Origin of the sequence: Streptomyces sp. NPDC015661, from assembly GCF_043077765.1 — a bacterium.
Classification (GTDB): domain Bacteria; phylum Actinomycetota; class Actinomycetes; order Streptomycetales; family Streptomycetaceae; genus Streptomyces.
On the sequence record NZ_JBIBST010000005.1, the window covers coordinates 207,706 to 224,380 of the forward strand.

A 16,675-nucleotide genomic window follows, 5' to 3' on the forward strand; every position below is an offset into this window, starting at 1 on the left:
CGGACCGGGGCCCCTCGGGCGTTTCCGGGCTCAGGAGGCCGGTGCGGGGCCCGAGGAGCCGCGGGGGACGAGGGCGACGGGCAGGGAGACCGGCTCGGGCCGTTCGCCCGCGAGAACGGCGAGGAGAGCCTCCATGCCCCGCCGGCCGAACTCCTCGGCGGGCAGCCGGACCGTGGTCAGCTCGGGCTCCAGCACGGTGGCCAGGGCCATGTCGTCGAAGCCGGTGACCGAGAGGTCCTCGGGGACCCGCAGCCCGAGCCGGCGTGCGGCCTTGCAGACGCCGGCCGCGAGGATGTCGTCGTCGCAGATCACCGCCGTGGGCCGGGCGCCGGGAGCGGCGAGGGCGGTCCCGGCGGCCTCCCAGGCGTCCGCGGCGTTCAGCGGGGATCGCACGGTGCGCACGTCCGCGCCGCGCAGGGCGTGGGAGAGCACCTCGGCCCGTACGTCGAAGGTCCAGGACGGGGCCGCGGACGCGAGGTGGAGGAAGCGGCGGTGGCCGAGGGCGAGCAGGTGGTCGGTGACCCGGCGCATGCCGTCGGCGACGTCGAGGTTCACATGGGCGGCGGCGCCCGGGTCGGCGGGGTCGCTGTCGAGCATGACCAGCGGGAGGTCGCCGCCCCGGAAGGCCTCCAGGGCGTCGGTCGCCATCGAGGAGGCGATGACGCCGTCGAGGGCGGCCTGCGCGGAGGCGAAGGGGTCGCGGGCGGGGCCCACGCCGTCGGGGGAGGGGTAGAGCACGACGCCGAATCCGTGCTCGGCCGCGGCGGCCGCGGCGCCCGTGTAGACGTGGGCGAAGAACTCGTTGGTGAGGGCCGGGACGACCAGCAGGGCCGTGCGCGTGCGTCCGAGCCGGAGGTTGCGGGCGGCCAGGTTGGGCCGGTAGCCGAGCTCGGACGCGGCCTCCCGCACGGCCCCGGCGGTGCGCTCGGAGACGCGTCCGCGCCACTTGTCGCCGAGGACCAGGGAGACGGTGGCCTGGGAGACCCCCGCGACCCGTGCCACGTCCCGGCTGGTGGGGCGGGTGCCGCCGATGGGTTCCGGGGTCTGCACACAAGCCTCCGCGTCGGACGTTCCGGGGCGCGGGGTGGACCCGCGTACAGCCGTCATGGTACGTATGACTCAGGACGTTATACGTAAAACCTCGGCGGGGCCGGGGCGGAGGGGAGACCCACATGGCCACCGAGGCCACGGCACGCGGCGGCTATCTCGACATACTCCGGGCACCGCACGCCGCCCGGCTGCTCGCCGGAACGCTCGTCGGGCGCCTGCCCAACGGCACCGGGCCCATCGCCATGACCCTGTTCGTCCGGGACCAGGGCGGCAGCTACACCCTGGCCGGCGGCCTGATCGCGGCCTACGGCGTCTCCAACGCCGTCGGGCAGCCGCTCCTCGGCCGCGCCGTCGACCTCAGGGGCCAGCCCCGCGTCCAGCTGCCCGCCGCCGTGCTCTCCGCCCTCGGCATGGCCCTGTTCGCCCTCACCGGCATCGGTCACCTGGCCCTCGCGTACGCCGCCGTCGTCGTGGCCGGGCTCTTCACCCCGCCCCTCGAAGGCGGCCTGCGCGCCCTGTGGCCGAGCGTCCTCGGCCGCGAGGACCGGGTCCACCGGGCGTACGCGCTGGACGCCGTCGCCCAGGAGGTCATGTTCACCGTCGGCCCGCTCCTGGTGACCCTCCTCGTCGCCCTGCGCTCGCCCGCGGCCGCCCTCGTCGTCATCAACGTCCTGGGGGTGCTCGGCGCCCTCGCCGTCGTCCTCTCCGAGCCGTCCCGGACCTGGCGCTCCGCCGCCCGCGAGGCCCACTGGCTGGGGGCCCTGCGCTCGCCCGGGCTCCTCGCCCTCCTCGGCTCGTTCTTCTTCGTCGGCCTCGCCCTCGGCTCCATCACGGTCGCCGCCGTCGCCTACGCCGACGACCGGGGCACGCCGTCCGTGTACGGCTGGCTGATGGCCGCCCTCGGCCTCGGCGCGCTGGCCGGCGGTGTCCTGTACGGCGCCCGGCAGTGGTCCGGGGCGCCCGAGCGGCGGCTGAGGGTCCTCGTGGGCCTCCTCGCGGTCTGCTACCTGCCGCTCATGCTGACCCCCGGCCCCGTCGCCATGACCGCCCTGACGGTGCTCTCCGGGTTCTTCCTGGCCCCCGTCCTCGCCTGCGCGTTCATCGTGGTCGACCGGCACGCCCCGAGCGGCACCGTCACCGAGGCCTTCTCCTGGCTCGTCACCACCTTCACCGTCGGCGCGGCCCTGGGCTCCGCCGCGGCGGGACCCGCGATCGAACTGGCCGGAACGGTGGCCGGGTTCGCCGTGGCCGGCGCGGGCGGCCTCGTCGCGCTGCTCGTCCTGCTGGCCACGGGCCGTGTCCTCGCCGCCCCCGCGGTCGCCGGCGGTGTCGTGCGACACGCCGACGGAGAGACGGTCCCCACCGCCGTACACGCCGAAAAGAACGCGCACTGATCGGAAAATGATCGCAACGGGAACGCCCAACCCGGTTTCAGCGCACGCCGTCAGGCGTAATGTTCAGACATGGACCGCCGCATTTTCGGGCTGGAGAACGAGTACGGCGTCACGTGCACGTTCAGGGGACAGCGCCGACTGTCTCCTGACGAAGTGGCGCGCTACCTCTTCCGCCGTGTCGTGTCATGGGGCCGCAGCAGCAATGTCTTCCTGCGGAACGGCGCCCGCCTGTACCTCGACGTGGGTTCGCATCCGGAATACGCCACACCGGAATGCGACAACGTGACCGAACTGGTCACCCACGACAAGGCCGGCGAGCGCATTCTCGAGGGCCTGCTCGTCGACGCCGAACGCCGCCTGCACGAGGAGGGAATCGCGGGCGACGTCTACCTCTTCAAGAACAACACCGACTCGGCCGGAAACTCCTACGGCTGCCACGAGAACTATCTCGTCGCCCGCCACGGGGAGTTCTCCCGGCTCGCGGACATCCTCATTCCGTTCCTCGTGACGCGGCAGCTCATCTGCGGCGCGGGAAAGGTCCTCCAGACCCCGCGTGGCGCGGTCTACTGCGTCTCCCAGCGTGCCGAGCACATCTGGGAGGGCGTCAGCTCGGCCACCACCCGCTCGCGGCCCATCATCAACACCCGGGACGAGCCGCACGCCGACGCCGAGCGCTACCGCCGGCTGCACGTCATCGTCGGCGACTCCAACATGTCCGAGACGACCATGCTGCTCAAGGTCGGCGCCACCGACCTGGTGCTCCGCATGATCGAGGCGGGCACGGTGATGCGCGACCTGACCCTGGAGAACCCCATCCGGGCGATCCGCGAGGTCAGCCACGACATCACGGGCCAGCGCAAGGTCCGGCTCGCCAGCGGCCGGGAGGCCTCCGCCCTGGAGGTCCAGCGCGAGTACTACGAGAAGGCCGTGGACTTCGTCGACCGGCGCGGCATCCGCTCCGGCACCGTCGCCCAGGTCCTGGAGCTCTGGGGCCGTACGCTCGACGCGATCGAGAGCGAGCAGCTCGACCGGATCGAGACCGAGATCGACTGGGTCATGAAGCACCGGCTCATCGAGCGCTACCGGGCCAAGCACAACATGACCATGTCGAACCCGAGGGTCGCGCAGATAGACCTCGCCTACCACGACATCCACCGTCGTCGCGGGCTGTACTACCTGCTCCAGAAGAACGGGCAGGCGGCCCGCATCTGCAACGACCTGAAGATCTTCGAGGGCAAGTCGGTGCCCCCGCAGACCACTCGGGCCCGGCTGCGCGGCGACTTCATCCGCCGTGCGCAGGAGCAGCGGCGGGACTTCACCGTCGACTGGGTCCACCTCAAGCTCAACGACCAGGCGCAGCGCACGGTGTTGTGCAAGGACCCGTTCCGCTCCGTCGACGACCGGGTGGAAAAGCTGATCGCCGGAATGTAGGCAGGTCGTACCGACCGGCAGGGCCCCGCACGTTCGGCGTGCGGGGCCCTCGACGTGACAGGAGGAACGCCTAGAGTGTCGGCACAACTACTGTGCCGTCTGAGATCTGAGGAACACGTGCGCCGACTTGCCGGCCTTCTCGTCGTCCCGCTGCTGCTGCTCTCCACAGCGGCGTGCGGCAGCGACGACAAGGGCTCCGATTCCGCCTCGATGAAGAACGGACTCCCCGCCATCACCGCGGGCGAGAAGTTCGGGGAGAAGCCGACCCTCTCCAAGGGCGAGGGCGACCCGCCCAAGGAACTGAAGGTCAACGTCATCAGCGAGGGCACGGGCCCGGTGACGAAGAAGGGCGACGCGCTCCAGGTGAACTACCTGGGCCAGGCGTGGGACTCCACCACCCCCTTCGACAACAGCTTCGACCGCGGTCAGCCCTTCGACCTCACGCTGGGCGCCGGTCAGGTCATCAAGGGCTGGGACCAGGCCCTGGAGGGCCAGAAGGTCGGCAGCCGCCTCGAGATCGGCATCCCGCCGGAGCTCGGTTACGGTGCGCAGGGCCAGGGCGACATCAAGCCCAACGCCACCCTCGTCTTCGTCGTGGACATCCTGAAGGCCGTGACGATCCCGAAGTCCGCCACGGGCACCGTGGTCGCCCAGGACGACAAGGACCTGCCGAAGGTCGGTACGAACACCGACGGCAAGGCCCCCTCGCTGACGGTCCCGAAGACCGACCCGCCGACCAAGCTCGTCTCGAACTACGTGCTGGAGGCCAACGGCGAGGCCGTGAAGGCCACCGACACGGTCGTCGTGAACTACGTCGCCGCCCTGTGGAAGGACGGCAAGGTCTTCGACTCGACGTACACCACCGGCAAGCCCGCGAACTTCCCGCTCCCGCAGCTGACGCTGAAGGGCCTCAAGGACGGTCTCGTCGGCAAGAAGATCGGCAGCCGTGTCCTGATCGTCGCCCCGCCGTCGGAGGCGTTCGGCAACGAGGAGAAGCAGGGGATTCCCAAGAACTCCACGCTCGTCTTCGCCGTGGACATCCTGACGAAGATGTAAGACTGTCCCGTTCGCGCGGTTCATCATCGCGCAGTTCATCGGTTTGAGGAGCAGTTCAGTGAGCATCGAGAAGCCCGAGATCGACTTCCCGGGTGGCGAGCCGCCGAAGGACCTGGAGATCAAGGACCTCTGGGAGGGTGACGGCGAGGTCGCCAAGGCCGGCCAGTTCGTGCAGGTCCACTACGTGGGTGTGGCCTTCTCCACCGGCGAGGAGTTCGACGCCTCCTGGAACCGCGGCACCCCGCTCGAGTTCAAGCTCGGCGTCGGCCAGGTCATCGCGGGCTGGGACACGGGCGTCCAGGGCATGAAGGTCGGCGGCCGCCGCCAGCTGATCATCCCCGCGCACCTCGCCTACGGCGACCGTGGCGCCGGCAACGCGATCGCCCCGGGCGAGACGCTGATCTTCGTCTGCGACCTCGTGGCCGTGAAGTAGCACCGACCCGATCCAGGTCGTTCCGGGGCCCCCGCCGTCCATGGCGGGGGCCCTCGGCTTTGGTCCCCGACACCCCGGGGCGGTACGGTCGGACGTCCGAGAAGTGGATCCGGCGGAAGGGTGCGGGGCGTCGATGGCGATTGCCAAGTCCGAGCGGCTGATGAATCTCGCGCTGTGTCTGCTCGGGACGCGCCGGCCGCTGAGCAAGCGGGAGCTCCGCGGCTCCATCGAGGCGTACCTCGAAGCGAGCGGTGACGACGCCTTCAACCGCATGTTCGAGCGGGACAAGGACGATCTCCGCGAGCTCGGTCTGGTCATCGAGACCGTCGAGAACCTGGACGGCGAGACCGGCTACCTCGCCCGCCGCGACTCCAACCGGCTGCCGCCGATCACCCTCGACGCCGAGGAGGCCGCCGCGCTCGGCCTCGCCGCCAAGGTGTGGCAGCAGGCCCGCCTCGCCGGGGCCGCCAGCGGCGCCCTGCAGAAGCTCCGCGCCGCCGGCATGCCCGAGGCGGGGGACTCGTACGAGACCCAGCCCAGCGCCCTCGAACCGCGCATCCCGGTCCACGAGGCCGCCTTCGAGCCGCTCATGCTGGCCTGCCGCGACCGCAGGCCCGTCGTCTTCGACTACCGCAAGGCCAACGCCGCCCGACCGGAGACCCGCCAGGTCGAGCCCTGGACCCTCGAGTGCTGGCGCGGACACTGGTACCTGGCCGGCTGGGACCGCGACCGCGGTGCCGAGCGCGTCTTCCGGCTCTCCCGCATCACCGGCAAGGTCCGCTCCCGGGCCGGCGCCTTCACCGCGCCCGTGCCCGACGTCGTGACCGTCCGGGAGACCGTCGAGAGCTGGGCCGGCGAGACCGCCACCCGCTCCGCCCGCATCCGGCTGCGCGCCGGCTGCGGCTACCCGCTGCGGGCCCGCGCCCAGGCGGTGACCGAGGGTGACGACGGCTGGGACGAGCTGGAGATCCCGTACGGGCACGGGCTCGACGCCTGGCTCGTCGAGTTCGGCCCCGACGTCGTCGTACTGGAACCCGCCGATCTGCGGGCCGATGTGGTGGAGCGGCTGCGCGCCGTGGCCAAGGGCTGAGGGGGAGACGTACCGCATGGCTGCCAACGCGATCGACCAGACGAGGCGGATGCTCTCCCTCGTCACCTACCTCCGTGAGCGCCCCGGCGCCCACGTCGCCGACGTGGCGCGCGCCTTCGGGATCACCGAGGACGAGCTGATCTCCGACCTGGACGTGCTGCCCATGTGCGGCACCAGCTTCCGGGGCGGCGACCTCCTCGACATCGACACCGACGGCGACCGGATCTGGTGGCACAACCCCGACGACGTCGCCGAGCCGCTGCGGCTCGCCGCCGACGAGGCCACCGCGCTGCTCGTCGCCGCCCGGGCCGTCGCCACCCTCCCGGGGCTCCGCGAGAGCGACCGGGACGCCCTGCTGCGCGCCACCGCCAAGCTGGAGGCGGCGGCCGGCGAGGCCGCCGGGGCCAGCGCCCGGCTCTCGGTGACCTTCGAGTCCGAGGGCGGGGTCTTCGCCGAGGTCGACCGGGCCATCTCGGAGCGCAAGCGGCTGTGGGTGCGGTACTACTCGCCCGCCCGCGACGAGCTCACCGAGCGCGAGGTCGACCCGATCCGCCTCTTCGCCGTCGGCCACACCTATATGGAGGCGTGGTGCCGGCTCTCCGAGGCGCGCCGCACCTTCCGGCTCGACCGGGTCGCCGAGATCCGGATCCTCGACGAGCACGCGGCGCCGCCGGAGCTGGAGCTGCGCGACCTCTCCGAGGGCCTGGTCCACCCGTCGGCCGACGACCCGGAGGTCGTGGTCGAGGTGGGGCCCGGCGGGCGCTGGGTCGCCGAGTACTACCCGCACGACCGGGCCGAGGAGCTCCCCGACGGCGGGCTGCGGATCACGCTGCGGACGCCGGACCCGGCCTCGCTGCGCAGGCTCGCGCTGCGGCTGGGCAGCGACGGGCGGATCGTCGCGCCGGCGGAGCTGGCCGACAGCGCGCGCACGGCGGCGGCCGCCGCGCTCGCCGCGTACGAGGGTGTGTGACGTTCCCCGCTCCCGGGACGCTGTTGCTCACGTGACCGCGCCCGGGACGTCGTCACCGCTGTGACCGTGCGACAGGTCACTGTCGCCGAAGTGATGCCAGAGTCGAGAGAGATGAGGGAGATGTCCGTGATGCAGGGTCTTGCGGCGTCCGTGGCCCCGGTCCTCTTCAAGGCCGCCTGCCCCGACTGCCGCGCGCGCTTCGAACTCTCCGCGAGCGCCCTGCGCCTCGCCATCGGGGCGAGTCGGCGCACCACCTTCTACTCCTTCACCTGCCCCGAGTGCGGCAGCTCCGTCCGCAAGCCCGCGGGCGAACGCATCGTCGAACTCCTCACCGGCGGCGGCGTGCGCACCCTGCGCCTGCACACCACCGTCTGAACGATCCGTACGCGCCAACGTCTAGGCTCAGCACATGTTCTGGCCCATGCTCGCCATCGCCCTCGGCTTCCTCGGTCTCGCCGTCCTCGGCGGCCTCGCCGTCAAGGTCTTCCTGGAGGTCCAGCGCCTCGGCCGTCAAGTGGCCCACACCACACAGCGGATACAGCAGGCCGCCGAGGAGCTCGAAACGGCCGCCGTCGGACTCGCCAGGACCGGCGAGACGCTCCGCTGAGGCCGTACCGTACGCTGCACGAAGGGCCCGGTCAGGGCCCGTGGGACGCAATCCGGAGTATGCACGGGCATTGCCCCGCGTTTACTCCTGCGGGTTACGATCGCAGGCAGCGCGGTGGCCGGACGCATGTCCGACCCGCCGGGCACGCACTCCATGTCGCCTCGGTGAAGAAGGTAAACAGCTATGGGTAGGCTCGGCCCCACCGAGATCATTCTGATCCTCGTCGTCGTGATCCTCCTGTTCGGCGCCAAGAAGCTCCCGGACATGGCCCGCTCGCTGGGCAAGTCGGCCCGCATCCTCAAGAGCGAGGCCAAGGCGATGAAGGCGGACGACCAGCAGAGCGCCCCCGCCGACCCGCCGCACGCCGGGACGCAGGAGCCCGCCCCCCGCACCATCCAGGCCGCTCCCGGCGACGTGACCAGCGCGCGTCCCGTGACCGAGCCCTCGGACACCACCAAGCGCTGACCCGGTCCGCCGCGGCCGCCGCACCGTGCGGCGGCTGCCGCACGAGATGAGGACGTGGGTTGCCCAAGTCTGCCCGCAAGCAGGAGAAGGATCCCGAGGGCCGGATGCCCCTCGTGGAGCACCTGCGTGAACTCCGCAACAGACTGGCGAAGGGTCTCCTCGCCATCACAGCAGTGACGATCGTGGCCCTCGTGTACAGCGAGGAGCTCCTGCAGTTCCTGTCGAGGTCGGTGCCGACCTGCGCCAAGGGCGTCACCAGCGACGGCGGCAACTGCGCGGTCGTCACCTTCAACACGCTGATGGCCCCCTTCAGCACGACGATCCAGGTGTCCCTGACGGCGGGTCTCGTCGTCGCCAGCCCGATCTGGCTCTACCAGCTCTGGGCCTTCATCGCGCCCGGGCTGCACAAGAACGAGAAGAGGTACACGTACGCCTTCGTCGGCGCGGCCGTGCCGCTGTTCGCCGCCGGCGCCTACCTCGCGTACCTCATCCTCCCCGTCAGCGTGAAGGTCCTCATCAGCCTCACGCCCGAGGGCTCCGCGAACCTCCTGTCGCTGAACGACGTCCTCGACTTCACCCTGCGCATGGTGCTCGTGTTCGGCCTCGCCTTCGAGCTCCCGCTCGTCCTGGTGATGCTCAACCTCACCGGAGTCCTCACGGGCCGCCGCATGGCCGGCTGGTGGCGCGGCGTGATCATGGGCGTCTTCATCTTCGGCGCCGTCATCACCCCGACCACCGACCCCGTCGGCATGATCGCCCTCGCCGGGCCGATCACCATCCTGTACTTCGGAGCGGTCGGGTTCTCCCTCCTCAACGACCGGCGGCGCAGGCGCGGCAACCCCGACGCCGAGCTGGACGACGACGAGGCCTCCTCGCTCGACCTCACCCCCGAGGCCGTCGGGGCCGTCGAGCCCGTGAGCGCCGCCCGTGCCCTGCCCGAGCAGGCCACCGGGGAGCACGGCGGAGCGAGCGCACAGCGGCTCAACGGGTACGACGACATCACCTGATCCTGCAGAGTCATCCTGCAGAGTCCCCCCGGACCGAGTCCGGGGGGACTTTCGCATGACCGGCGACGTCCTCGCCCCGGCACCCCCGGAATCAGGCCCTCCGCATCCCCTCGATAAAGATCGCGTCACTGTCAGAGGTGGCGGGTAGGCTCGAGAACAAGATGACAGAGGACCTCACACCAGCCCAGGCGTACGCGGCCGCCCTCGCCCGCAACGCCGAGCAGGCCACCGCACTGGCCCCCTTCCGCGAGCTGTACGACTTCGGTCTGGACCCCTTCCAGATCGAGGCGTGCCAGGCACTCGAAGCGGGGAAGGGCGTACTCGTCGCCGCGCCCACGGGCTCCGGCAAGACCATCGTCGGCGAGTTCGCCGTCCACCTCGCCCTCACCCAGGGCCGCAAGTGCTTCTACACGACACCCATCAAGGCGCTGTCGAACCAGAAGTACGCCGACCTCGTCAAGCGGTACGGCGCCGACAAGGTCGGCCTGCTCACCGGTGACAACAGCGTCAACGGCGACGCCCCGATCGTCGTCATGACCACCGAAGTCCTCCGCAACATGCTCTACGCCGGGTCCCAGGCCCTCTCCGGCCTCGGATACGTCGTGATGGACGAGGTCCACTACCTCTCCGACCGCTTCCGCGGCGCCGTCTGGGAGGAAGTGATCATCCACCTCCCCGAATCCGTCACCCTCGTCTCGCTCTCCGCGACCGTGTCCAACGCCGAGGAGTTCGGCGACTGGCTCGACACCGTCCGCGGCGACACCGAGGTCATCGTCTCGGAGAGCCGCCCCGTACCCCTCTGGCAGCACGTCCTCGCCGGACGCCGGATGTACGACCTCTTCGAGGAGGAGACCGACCACGGCGGCCGCGGCGTCTCCCGGCGCGAGCTCAACCCCGACCTCCTCCGCCTCGCCCGCACCGAGAACACGCGCACGTACAACCCGCGCGACCGGCGGCGCGGCAAGATGGTCCGCGAGGCCGACCGCGAGCGCGAGCGCCGCCAGCGCTCCCGGATCTGGACCCCCGGCCGCCCCGAGGTGATCGAGCGCCTCGACGCCGAAGGGCTCCTGCCCGCCATCACCTTCATCTTCAGCCGCGCCGGCTGCGAGGCCGCCGTCCAGCAGTGCCTCTACGCCGGACTCCGGCTCAACGACGACGAGGCGCGGCTGCGCGTCCGCGAGATCGTCGAGGCGCGCACGGCCGCGATCCCCACCGAGGACCTCCACGTCCTCGGCTACTACGAGTGGCTCGAAGCACTGGAGCGGGGCATCGCCGCCCACCACGCCGGCATGCTCCCGACCTTCAAGGAGGTCGTCGAGGAGCTCTTCGTCCGCGGCCTCGTCAAGGCCGTCTTCGCCACCGAGACCCTCGCCCTCGGCATCAACATGCCCGCGCGCACCGTCATCCTCGAGAAGCTCGTCAAGTGGAACGGCGAGCAGCACGCGGACATCACCCCCGGCGAGTACACCCAGCTCACCGGCCGTGCCGGCCGCCGCGGCATCGACGTCGAGGGCCACGCCGTCGTCCTCTGGCAGCGCGCTCTCGACCCGGAGCACCTCGCCGGACTCGCCGGCACGCGCACGTACCCCCTGCGCTCCAGCTTCAAGCCCTCGTACAACATGGCGGTCAACCTCGTCGAGGGCTTCGGCCGGCACCGCTCCCGCGAGCTGCTCGAAACCTCCTTCGCCCAGTTCCAGGCCGACCGCTCCGTCGTGGGCATCTCGCGCCAGGTCCAGCGGAACGAGGAGGGACTCCAGGGCTACCGCGAGGGCATGACCTGTCACCTCGGGGACTTCGAGGAGTACGCGCGGCTCCGCCGCGACCTCAAGGACCGCGAGACGGAACTGGCCCGGCAGGGCGCCGCCCAGCGCCGCGCCCAGGCCGCCGACTCCCTGGAGAAGCTCAAGCCCGGCGACGTCATCCACGTCCCCACCGGCAAGTTCGCGGGCCTCGCCCTCGTCCTCGACCCGGGCATCCCGGCCGGCCGCACCAACGGCCACCGCGGCTTCGAGCACCACGACGGGCCGCGCCCCCTCGTCCTCACCGCCGAGCGGCAGGTCAAGAGGCTCGCCTCGATCGACTTCCCGGTCCCGGTCGAGGCACTGGAGCGCATGAGGATCCCCAAGTCCTTCAACCCGCGCTCCCCGCAGTCCCGCCGCGACCTGGCCTCCGCCCTGCGGAGCAAGGCCGGGCACATCAACCCCGAGCGCCACCGGCGGCAGCGCGCCGCCGCGGCCGACGACCGCGAGATCGCCCGGCTGCGCACCGAGATCCGCGCGCACCCCTGCCACGGCTGCGACGAGCGCGAGGACCACGCCCGCTGGGCCGAGCGCTACCACCGTCTCCAGCGCGACACCCAGCAGCTGGAGCGGCGCATCGAGGGCCGTACGAACACCATCGCCCGCACCTTCGACCGGATCGTCGCGCTCCTCACCGAGCTCGACTATCTGCGCGGCGACGATGTCACCGACAACGGCAAGCGGCTCGCCCGGCTCTACGGCGAGCTCGACCTGCTGGCCAGCGAATGCCTCCGCGACCGCGTCTGGGAGGGCCTCACCCCGGCCGAACTCGCCGCCTGCGTCTCGGCGCTGGTGTTCGAGGCGCGGCAGGCCGACGACGCCGTCGCGCCCAAGCTGCCCGCGGGCAACGCCAAGGTGGCGCTCGGCGAGATGGTCCGGATCTGGGGCCGTCTGGACGCCCTCGAAGAGGAGTTCAAGATCAACCAGGCGGAGGGTGTCGGCCAGCGCGAGCCGGACCTCGGCTTCGCCTGGGCCGCCTACCAGTGGGCCTCCGACAAGAGCCTCGACGAGGTGCTGCGCGAGGCGGAGATGCCCGCGGGCGACTTCGTCCGCTGGTGCAAGCAGGTGATCGACGTCCTCGGACAGATCGCCGCGGCGGCGCCCAAGGAGAACAGCACGGTCGCCAAGAACGCCCGAAAGGCCGTGGACGCGCTGCTGCGCGGCGTCGTCGCGTACAGCTCGGTCGGCTGACGGTTCGACGGTTCCGGAGGGGCCCGTGGCGCACACGCCACAGGCCCCTTGGCATGCCGCCGACAGGGGTTGTCCACAGGTCGTCGTCCACAGGGGTGGCGCGGGGGCCGGGGCTTCCGCTTGCATGGACTCGCAAGCAGGGGAAGTCGGTTGGGGAGGGGAACGCGGATGACCACGCAGGCCGGCCCGGACGCCGGGGCGCGAGACGGAGAACAGCCGGCGGAGGCGCCGGGCGACGGGGGACCGGTGGGCGGAGGGGCGAGCGACGGGGGGCCTGCCGCTGGGGGACCGGCCGGCCGGGCGTCGGCTCCGGTCTTCGTCGACGGGCCGCGAGGTGTGCCCCTCCTCGGCAACCTCCCCGCCTTCGGCAAGGACCCCCTCGCCTTCTTCGAACAGCTCCGGGAGCGCGGGGACTTCGTCCGCTGGCGCTTCGGCCGCGGTCCCGCCCTCTTCATCGCCCACCCGGAGAACATCGGCGAGCTGCTCACCGAGGTCGAGCGCACCTTCGACCAGCCCGACCTCGGCATCGCCTTCCGCACGCTGCTCGGCAACGGCGTGGTCGTCGCGAAGGGCGAGGACTGGCGGCGCAAGCGGTCCCTGGTCCAGCCGTCCGTGCGCCCCAAGCAGGTGCGGTCCTACGCGGCGACGATGGCCGAGTGTGCCGTCGACCTCGCCGACCGCTGGACCGACGGGCAGCAGGTCGACATCAAGAAGGAGATGGCCGCTCTCACCCAACTCGTCGCCGTCCGCACCATCTTCGGCGTCGACACCGCCGCCGACGCCGAATCCATCGGCCGCGCGATGGATGTCGCGCAGAAGGAGATCGGCGCCGAGTTCAGCGGCATCGGCGCCCTGCTGCCCGACTGGGTCCCCACCCCCGGACGTGCCCGGATCAAGCGGGCCACCGCCGTCATCGACGCCGAGGTCTCCCGGGTGGTCTCCCGCCACCGGGACGGCGACACCGACCGTCCGGACCTCCTCAGCCGGCTCCTCGCCGCCCGCGACGAGACCGGGGCCAGCCTCTCCGACCAGGAGATCCGCGACGAGACGGTCACCCTCTACATCGGCGGCCACGAGACGACCAGCTCCACCCTCGTCTGGGCCTGGTACCTGCTGTCGCACAACCCCCGGGTCCGCGACGCCCTCACCGGGGAACTCGACCGGGTCCTCGCCGACCACGAGCCCGGCTACGACGACTACGCCTCCCTCACCTACACCCAGGCGGTCATCAAGGAAACCCTCCGCCTGTACCCGACGATCTGGCTCCTCACCGGCATAGCCAAGGAGGGCGCAACCCTCGGCGGCACCCCCGTCCCGGCCGGGACCCGCGTCTGGTCCAGCCAGTGGGCCACCCACCGCGACCCCCGCTGGTACGGCGATCCCGAGGCGTTCCGCCCCGAGCGCTGGCTCACGGGAGAGGACGGCGAACCGGCCGAGCAGATACCGGAGTACGCCTGGTACCCCTTCGGCGGCGGGCCCCGCGTCTGCCTGGGCACCCGCTTCGCTCTCGTCGAGGCCGTCCTCGTCCTCGCGGTCCTCGCCCGCCGCTACCACCTCGACCTCACGACCGACGGCATACGCCCGGTCCCGAGCCTCACGCTCCAGCCGGACCGGGACGTCCTGGCCACGGTCCGGGCCCGGAACTGAGACCCGGTGGGGCGTGCGGCTATCGTCGCGGAATGGCTCAGGATCCCGAGAAGTTCGACGCCGCGATGGCCACCTGGCAGGAATGGCAGGACGCCCCCTGGGGCCGCCTCCGGTACACGCTCGCCGAGGCGAACCTCATGCGCCACCTCGACGACGGCTCCGGGGGCGGGCCGCTGCGGATCCTCGACCTCGCGGGCGGCGACGGCGGTGACGCGATGCGGCTCGCCGCGCGGGGCCACCACGTCACCGTGGTCGACCTCGCGCCGGCGATGCTGGCCGCGGCCGGGGCGCGTGCCGCGGAGAGGGGGCTGTCGGAACGGGTGACCTGTGTCCGGGCGGATGTGCACGCACTGCCGGCGGAGATCGCCGGGGGCGGCTTCGACGTGGTGCTGTGCCACAACCTCCTGCAGTACGTGGACGACGTGCCCGGCACCCTGGCGACGGCACTCGCCCCGCTGAAGGAGGGAGGGCTCCTGTCCGTGATGGCGATCAACCGGCACTCGGCGCCCCTGAACATCGCCGTCCGGGAACGGGACCCTGCCGCCGCCCTGGCGGCACTCGACAGCGACCTGCTCCGGAACGAGATGTTCGACTCCGAGCTGACCCTCCACACGGCGGAGGAGATCATCCCGGTCCTCGGGGACCTCGGCTGCCGGGACGTGGGGCACTACGGCATCCGGAGCTTCTGCGACTATCTGACCGACGACGCGCGCAAGTACGACCCGGCGTACTACGCGGACCTGGAGCGGCTCGAGCTCGCCACGACGGCGCGCGCTCCCTACATGCACACCGCACGCCTCTTCCAGCTCACGGCCCGCAAACGAACGACCGCCTGACGGCCGGTGCCTACCCACCGCCGTTGTGGGCAGGCGTTCCGCAAGGGGCGATGGGGCCCCCCTGCTCGAGCGAAGCCGAGAGCTTGGGGGAGGGTGGGCACAACGGACGGCGCCCTTGCCGGCGTCAGAGGCTCCCGCGCCCTGACCCGCACCACGTTGTGCGCCGCCGCTGGGGTGCGGGTCCAGGCGCGGAACGCGGAGGCGCCGCTGAAGGGCGCCGTCCCGTGTGCCCGCCCTCCCGCAAGCTCTCGGCTTCGCTCGGGACGATCGCCCACACGGGGGGCACCCGGGCATCGGGCCGTCATGCCGGTGCGGGCACCGGCCGGCGCTTCGTCGAGGTCGTCCGGATCGCGCGGACGGCCAGGAAGAGGGGCAGTCCGAGCGGGGAGAGCAGGATGGTCAGGAGGAGCACGGGGGCCATCAGGAGCGGCGGGATCGAGAGACGGCGGGCCTCGCGGTACATCCACTGGCCGAGGAGGAGGTCCCAGGCGATGACCTGGGCCCAGAGGGCGCTCGCGCCGTTCGCGAGGACGGTGAGGTCGCGGAAGGTGTCGATGTCGGGGCTGCTGACCGCCGCCCACAGTTCGGGCAGGACGGGGACGGCGAACACCGCCCAGAGGACCAGGAGCGGCAGCACGGTCAGGGGTGAGGCGGCCATGCGCTCGGTTCCCCGCCAGTTCGGCGCGAAGATCATGAGCAGCCAGAACGGCGCCGCGAGGAAGAACGTCAGCTCGAAGAGGAAGCCGGTCATGCCGTGATCTCCTCGGTACGCGCGGGGGCGGGGGAGTCGGTGCCGGTGCGGGTACGGAGGGAGAGCGCCGCGGCGGCACCCCCGAGCAGGACGATCGCTCCCGCGCCCGCGAGCGTCGCCCCGTCCGGGGCGAACAGCGCCTGGCCGCGCAGTGCCTGCCAGGTCAGCAGGACGAAGGTTGCCGCGTACGCCGCCGAGGCCGTGAGCGTGAGGCGCAGCCGTACCCGCTCGTCCGTCAGGCGGGCGAGGGCCGGGAAGCGGGCGGAGCGCGCGGCGAGGGCGGAGAGGACGATCAGCAGCAGCGGGAGCAGCTGGAGCGCGTGCATGCCGAAGAAGTGGGGGATGCGCAGGTCGCCGCCGGTGGTCGCCCAGCCGGTGACCGGCAGCGACGGGCCGCCGTCGGGGACGCCGACGCTGTGGGCGCCGATGAGCGGAGGGTTGTCGGCGGCCAGCTGCTCCGGTGTCGGACGGACCATCAGGAAGCCGACGGCCGCGCCCGCCAGGGCGATCAGGGAGGACAGCCGGACGGCCCAGGCCATGGCCCGGTCGAGGATCCGGGCGCGGAGCAGGAGCACCGCGATGACCAGGGCGCTCAGCCACAGCACGGCGACGGTGGCGCCCATGATCTGGAAGACGGCCGCGTCGAAGGGGGTCTGCTGGTTGAAGTGGCTCTGGGTGCCCCGGATCACCTGGAGGGTGATGAGCACCATCTCGACGACACTGGCGATCGTGAGGACCGTCCCGGCCCACCAGCCGACCCGCCGGCCGCGGGGGAGCAGCGAGAGCATCCAGGCCAGTGAGAGCCCGTAGGCGACGAACGAGACCGAGAACTTGAACGGCTTGGTCCAGATGGGGACGCCGACCAGCATCCGGTCGTCGACGACGATGCCGATGGCGGAGACGACGGCGAGGACGCCCATCGAGGCGGCGAACCAGACCAGGGGGCGG

The 16,675-nt window shown here is 71.8% G+C and carries 16 protein-coding genes; 13 read left to right on the forward strand and 3 right to left on the reverse strand.

What is annotated here, in order from left to right; all coding sequences use genetic code 11:
- Positions 1-30: 30 nt before the first annotated feature.
- Positions 31-1,050, reverse strand: coding sequence for a LacI family DNA-binding transcriptional regulator (locus ACF07V_RS15530; RefSeq protein WP_392154489.1), 1,020 nt, complete (start codon positions 1,048-1,050; stop codon positions 31-33).
- Between the two features lie 122 nt (positions 1,051-1,172).
- Between ACF07V_RS15530 and ACF07V_RS15535 the strand changes: the two genes are divergently transcribed.
- From ACF07V_RS15535 to ACF07V_RS15595, 13 genes are all read left to right on the forward strand, one after another.
- Positions 1,173-2,444 carry an MFS transporter gene (locus ACF07V_RS15535; protein ID WP_392154491.1) on the forward strand — a complete coding sequence of 424 codons (1,272 nt, stop codon included), beginning with the start codon at positions 1,173-1,175 and terminating at the stop codon, positions 2,442-2,444.
- A gap of 69 nt (positions 2,445-2,513) precedes the next feature.
- Positions 2,514-3,875, forward strand: coding sequence for a Pup--protein ligase (gene pafA / locus ACF07V_RS15540; protein WP_116161892.1), 1,362 nt, complete (start codon positions 2,514-2,516; stop codon positions 3,873-3,875).
- A 117-nt stretch (positions 3,876-3,992) separates the two neighbouring features.
- Positions 3,993-4,931 carry an FKBP-type peptidyl-prolyl cis-trans isomerase gene (locus tag ACF07V_RS15545; RefSeq protein ID WP_392154492.1) on the forward strand — a complete coding sequence of 313 codons (939 nt, stop codon included), beginning with the start codon at positions 3,993-3,995 and terminating at the stop codon, positions 4,929-4,931.
- A gap of 58 nt (positions 4,932-4,989) precedes the next feature.
- Positions 4,990-5,364, forward strand: a complete 375-nt coding sequence (locus ACF07V_RS15550) for an FKBP-type peptidyl-prolyl cis-trans isomerase (RefSeq protein WP_392154494.1) — start codon at positions 4,990-4,992, stop codon at positions 5,362-5,364.
- A gap of 133 nt (positions 5,365-5,497) precedes the next feature.
- The gene (locus ACF07V_RS15555) at positions 5,498-6,454 is read left to right on the forward strand and encodes a helix-turn-helix transcriptional regulator (protein ID WP_392154496.1); all 957 of its coding nucleotides are present in this window, start codon (positions 5,498-5,500) and stop codon (positions 6,452-6,454) included.
- A gap of 16 nt (positions 6,455-6,470) precedes the next feature.
- Positions 6,471-7,424, forward strand: coding sequence for a helix-turn-helix transcriptional regulator (locus ACF07V_RS15560; RefSeq protein ID WP_392154497.1), 954 nt, complete (start codon positions 6,471-6,473; stop codon positions 7,422-7,424).
- A 111-nt stretch (positions 7,425-7,535) separates the two neighbouring features.
- On the forward strand, positions 7,536-7,799 hold the full coding sequence (locus tag ACF07V_RS15565; RefSeq protein ID WP_392154498.1) for a hypothetical protein: 264 nt from the start codon (positions 7,536-7,538) through the stop codon (positions 7,797-7,799).
- Positions 7,800-7,833: 34 nt separating this feature from the next.
- Positions 7,834-8,031, forward strand: coding sequence for a hypothetical protein (locus ACF07V_RS15570; protein WP_392154500.1), 198 nt, complete (start codon positions 7,834-7,836; stop codon positions 8,029-8,031).
- Between the two features lie 183 nt (positions 8,032-8,214).
- On the forward strand, positions 8,215-8,496 hold the full coding sequence (tatA, locus tag ACF07V_RS15575) for a Sec-independent protein translocase subunit TatA (protein WP_041128368.1): 282 nt from the start codon (positions 8,215-8,217) through the stop codon (positions 8,494-8,496).
- Between the two features lie 104 nt (positions 8,497-8,600).
- Entirely contained in the window at positions 8,601-9,503 is a 903-nt protein-coding gene (gene tatC / locus ACF07V_RS15580; RefSeq protein ID WP_392154915.1) for a twin-arginine translocase subunit TatC, read from the forward strand.
- A 161-nt stretch (positions 9,504-9,664) separates the two neighbouring features.
- Positions 9,665-12,493 carry a DEAD/DEAH box helicase gene (locus ACF07V_RS15585; protein WP_392154501.1) on the forward strand — a complete coding sequence of 943 codons (2,829 nt, stop codon included), beginning with the start codon at positions 9,665-9,667 and terminating at the stop codon, positions 12,491-12,493.
- 168 nt (positions 12,494-12,661) lie between these two features.
- The gene (locus ACF07V_RS15590) at positions 12,662-14,140 is read left to right on the forward strand and encodes a cytochrome P450 (RefSeq protein ID WP_392154503.1); all 1,479 of its coding nucleotides are present in this window, start codon (positions 12,662-12,664) and stop codon (positions 14,138-14,140) included.
- 32 nt (positions 14,141-14,172) lie between these two features.
- Positions 14,173-14,976: a class I SAM-dependent methyltransferase gene (locus ACF07V_RS15595; RefSeq protein ID WP_392154505.1), complete on the forward strand. Its 804-nt coding sequence runs from the start codon at positions 14,173-14,175 to the stop codon at positions 14,974-14,976.
- Positions 14,977-15,277: 301 nt separating this feature from the next.
- Here the strand turns inward: ACF07V_RS15595 and ACF07V_RS15600 are convergent, their stop codons facing one another.
- A complete protein-coding gene (locus tag ACF07V_RS15600) occupies positions 15,278-15,727 on the reverse strand; it encodes an ABA4-like family protein (RefSeq protein ID WP_392154507.1) in 450 nt (149 codons plus the stop codon).
- The gene (locus ACF07V_RS15605; protein WP_392154916.1) at positions 15,724-16,647 is read right to left on the reverse strand and encodes a hypothetical protein; all 924 of its coding nucleotides are present in this window, start codon (positions 16,645-16,647) and stop codon (positions 15,724-15,726) included. Before ACF07V_RS15605 ends, ACF07V_RS15600 begins: the two co-directional genes overlap by 4 nt.
- Between the last annotated feature and the right edge of the window lie 28 nt (positions 16,648-16,675).

Excerpts from the sequence above, each read along its gene's own strand:
- ACF07V_RS15595 (WP_392154505.1), top strand. The coding sequence starts at position 14,173 with ATGGCTCAGGATCCCGAGAAGTTCGACGCCGCGATGGCCACCTGGCAG.
- ACF07V_RS15555 (WP_392154496.1), top strand. The coding sequence starts at position 5,498 with ATGGCGATTGCCAAGTCCGAGCGGCTGATGAATCTCGCGCTGTGTCTG.
- tatA (WP_041128368.1), top strand. The coding sequence starts at position 8,215 with ATGGGTAGGCTCGGCCCCACCGAGATCATTCTGATCCTCGTCGTCGTG.
- ACF07V_RS15535 (WP_392154491.1), top strand. The coding sequence starts at position 1,173 with ATGGCCACCGAGGCCACGGCACGCGGCGGCTATCTCGACATACTCCGG.
- tatC (WP_392154915.1), top strand. The coding sequence starts at position 8,601 with ATGCCCCTCGTGGAGCACCTGCGTGAACTCCGCAACAGACTGGCGAAG.
- ACF07V_RS15565 (WP_392154498.1), top strand. The coding sequence starts at position 7,536 with ATGAGGGAGATGTCCGTGATGCAGGGTCTTGCGGCGTCCGTGGCCCCG.
- pafA (WP_116161892.1), top strand. The coding sequence starts at position 2,514 with ATGGACCGCCGCATTTTCGGGCTGGAGAACGAGTACGGCGTCACGTGC.
- ACF07V_RS15560 (WP_392154497.1), top strand. The coding sequence starts at position 6,471 with ATGGCTGCCAACGCGATCGACCAGACGAGGCGGATGCTCTCCCTCGTC.
- ACF07V_RS15570 (WP_392154500.1), top strand. The coding sequence starts at position 7,834 with ATGTTCTGGCCCATGCTCGCCATCGCCCTCGGCTTCCTCGGTCTCGCC.
- ACF07V_RS15605 (WP_392154916.1), bottom strand. The coding sequence starts at position 16,647 with ATGGGCGTCCTCGCCGTCGTCTCCGCCATCGGCATCGTCGTCGACGAC.
- ACF07V_RS15600 (WP_392154507.1), bottom strand. The coding sequence starts at position 15,727 with ATGACCGGCTTCCTCTTCGAGCTGACGTTCTTCCTCGCGGCGCCGTTC.
- ACF07V_RS15590 (WP_392154503.1), top strand. The coding sequence starts at position 12,662 with ATGACCACGCAGGCCGGCCCGGACGCCGGGGCGCGAGACGGAGAACAG.
- ACF07V_RS15585 (WP_392154501.1), top strand. The coding sequence starts at position 9,665 with ATGACAGAGGACCTCACACCAGCCCAGGCGTACGCGGCCGCCCTCGCC.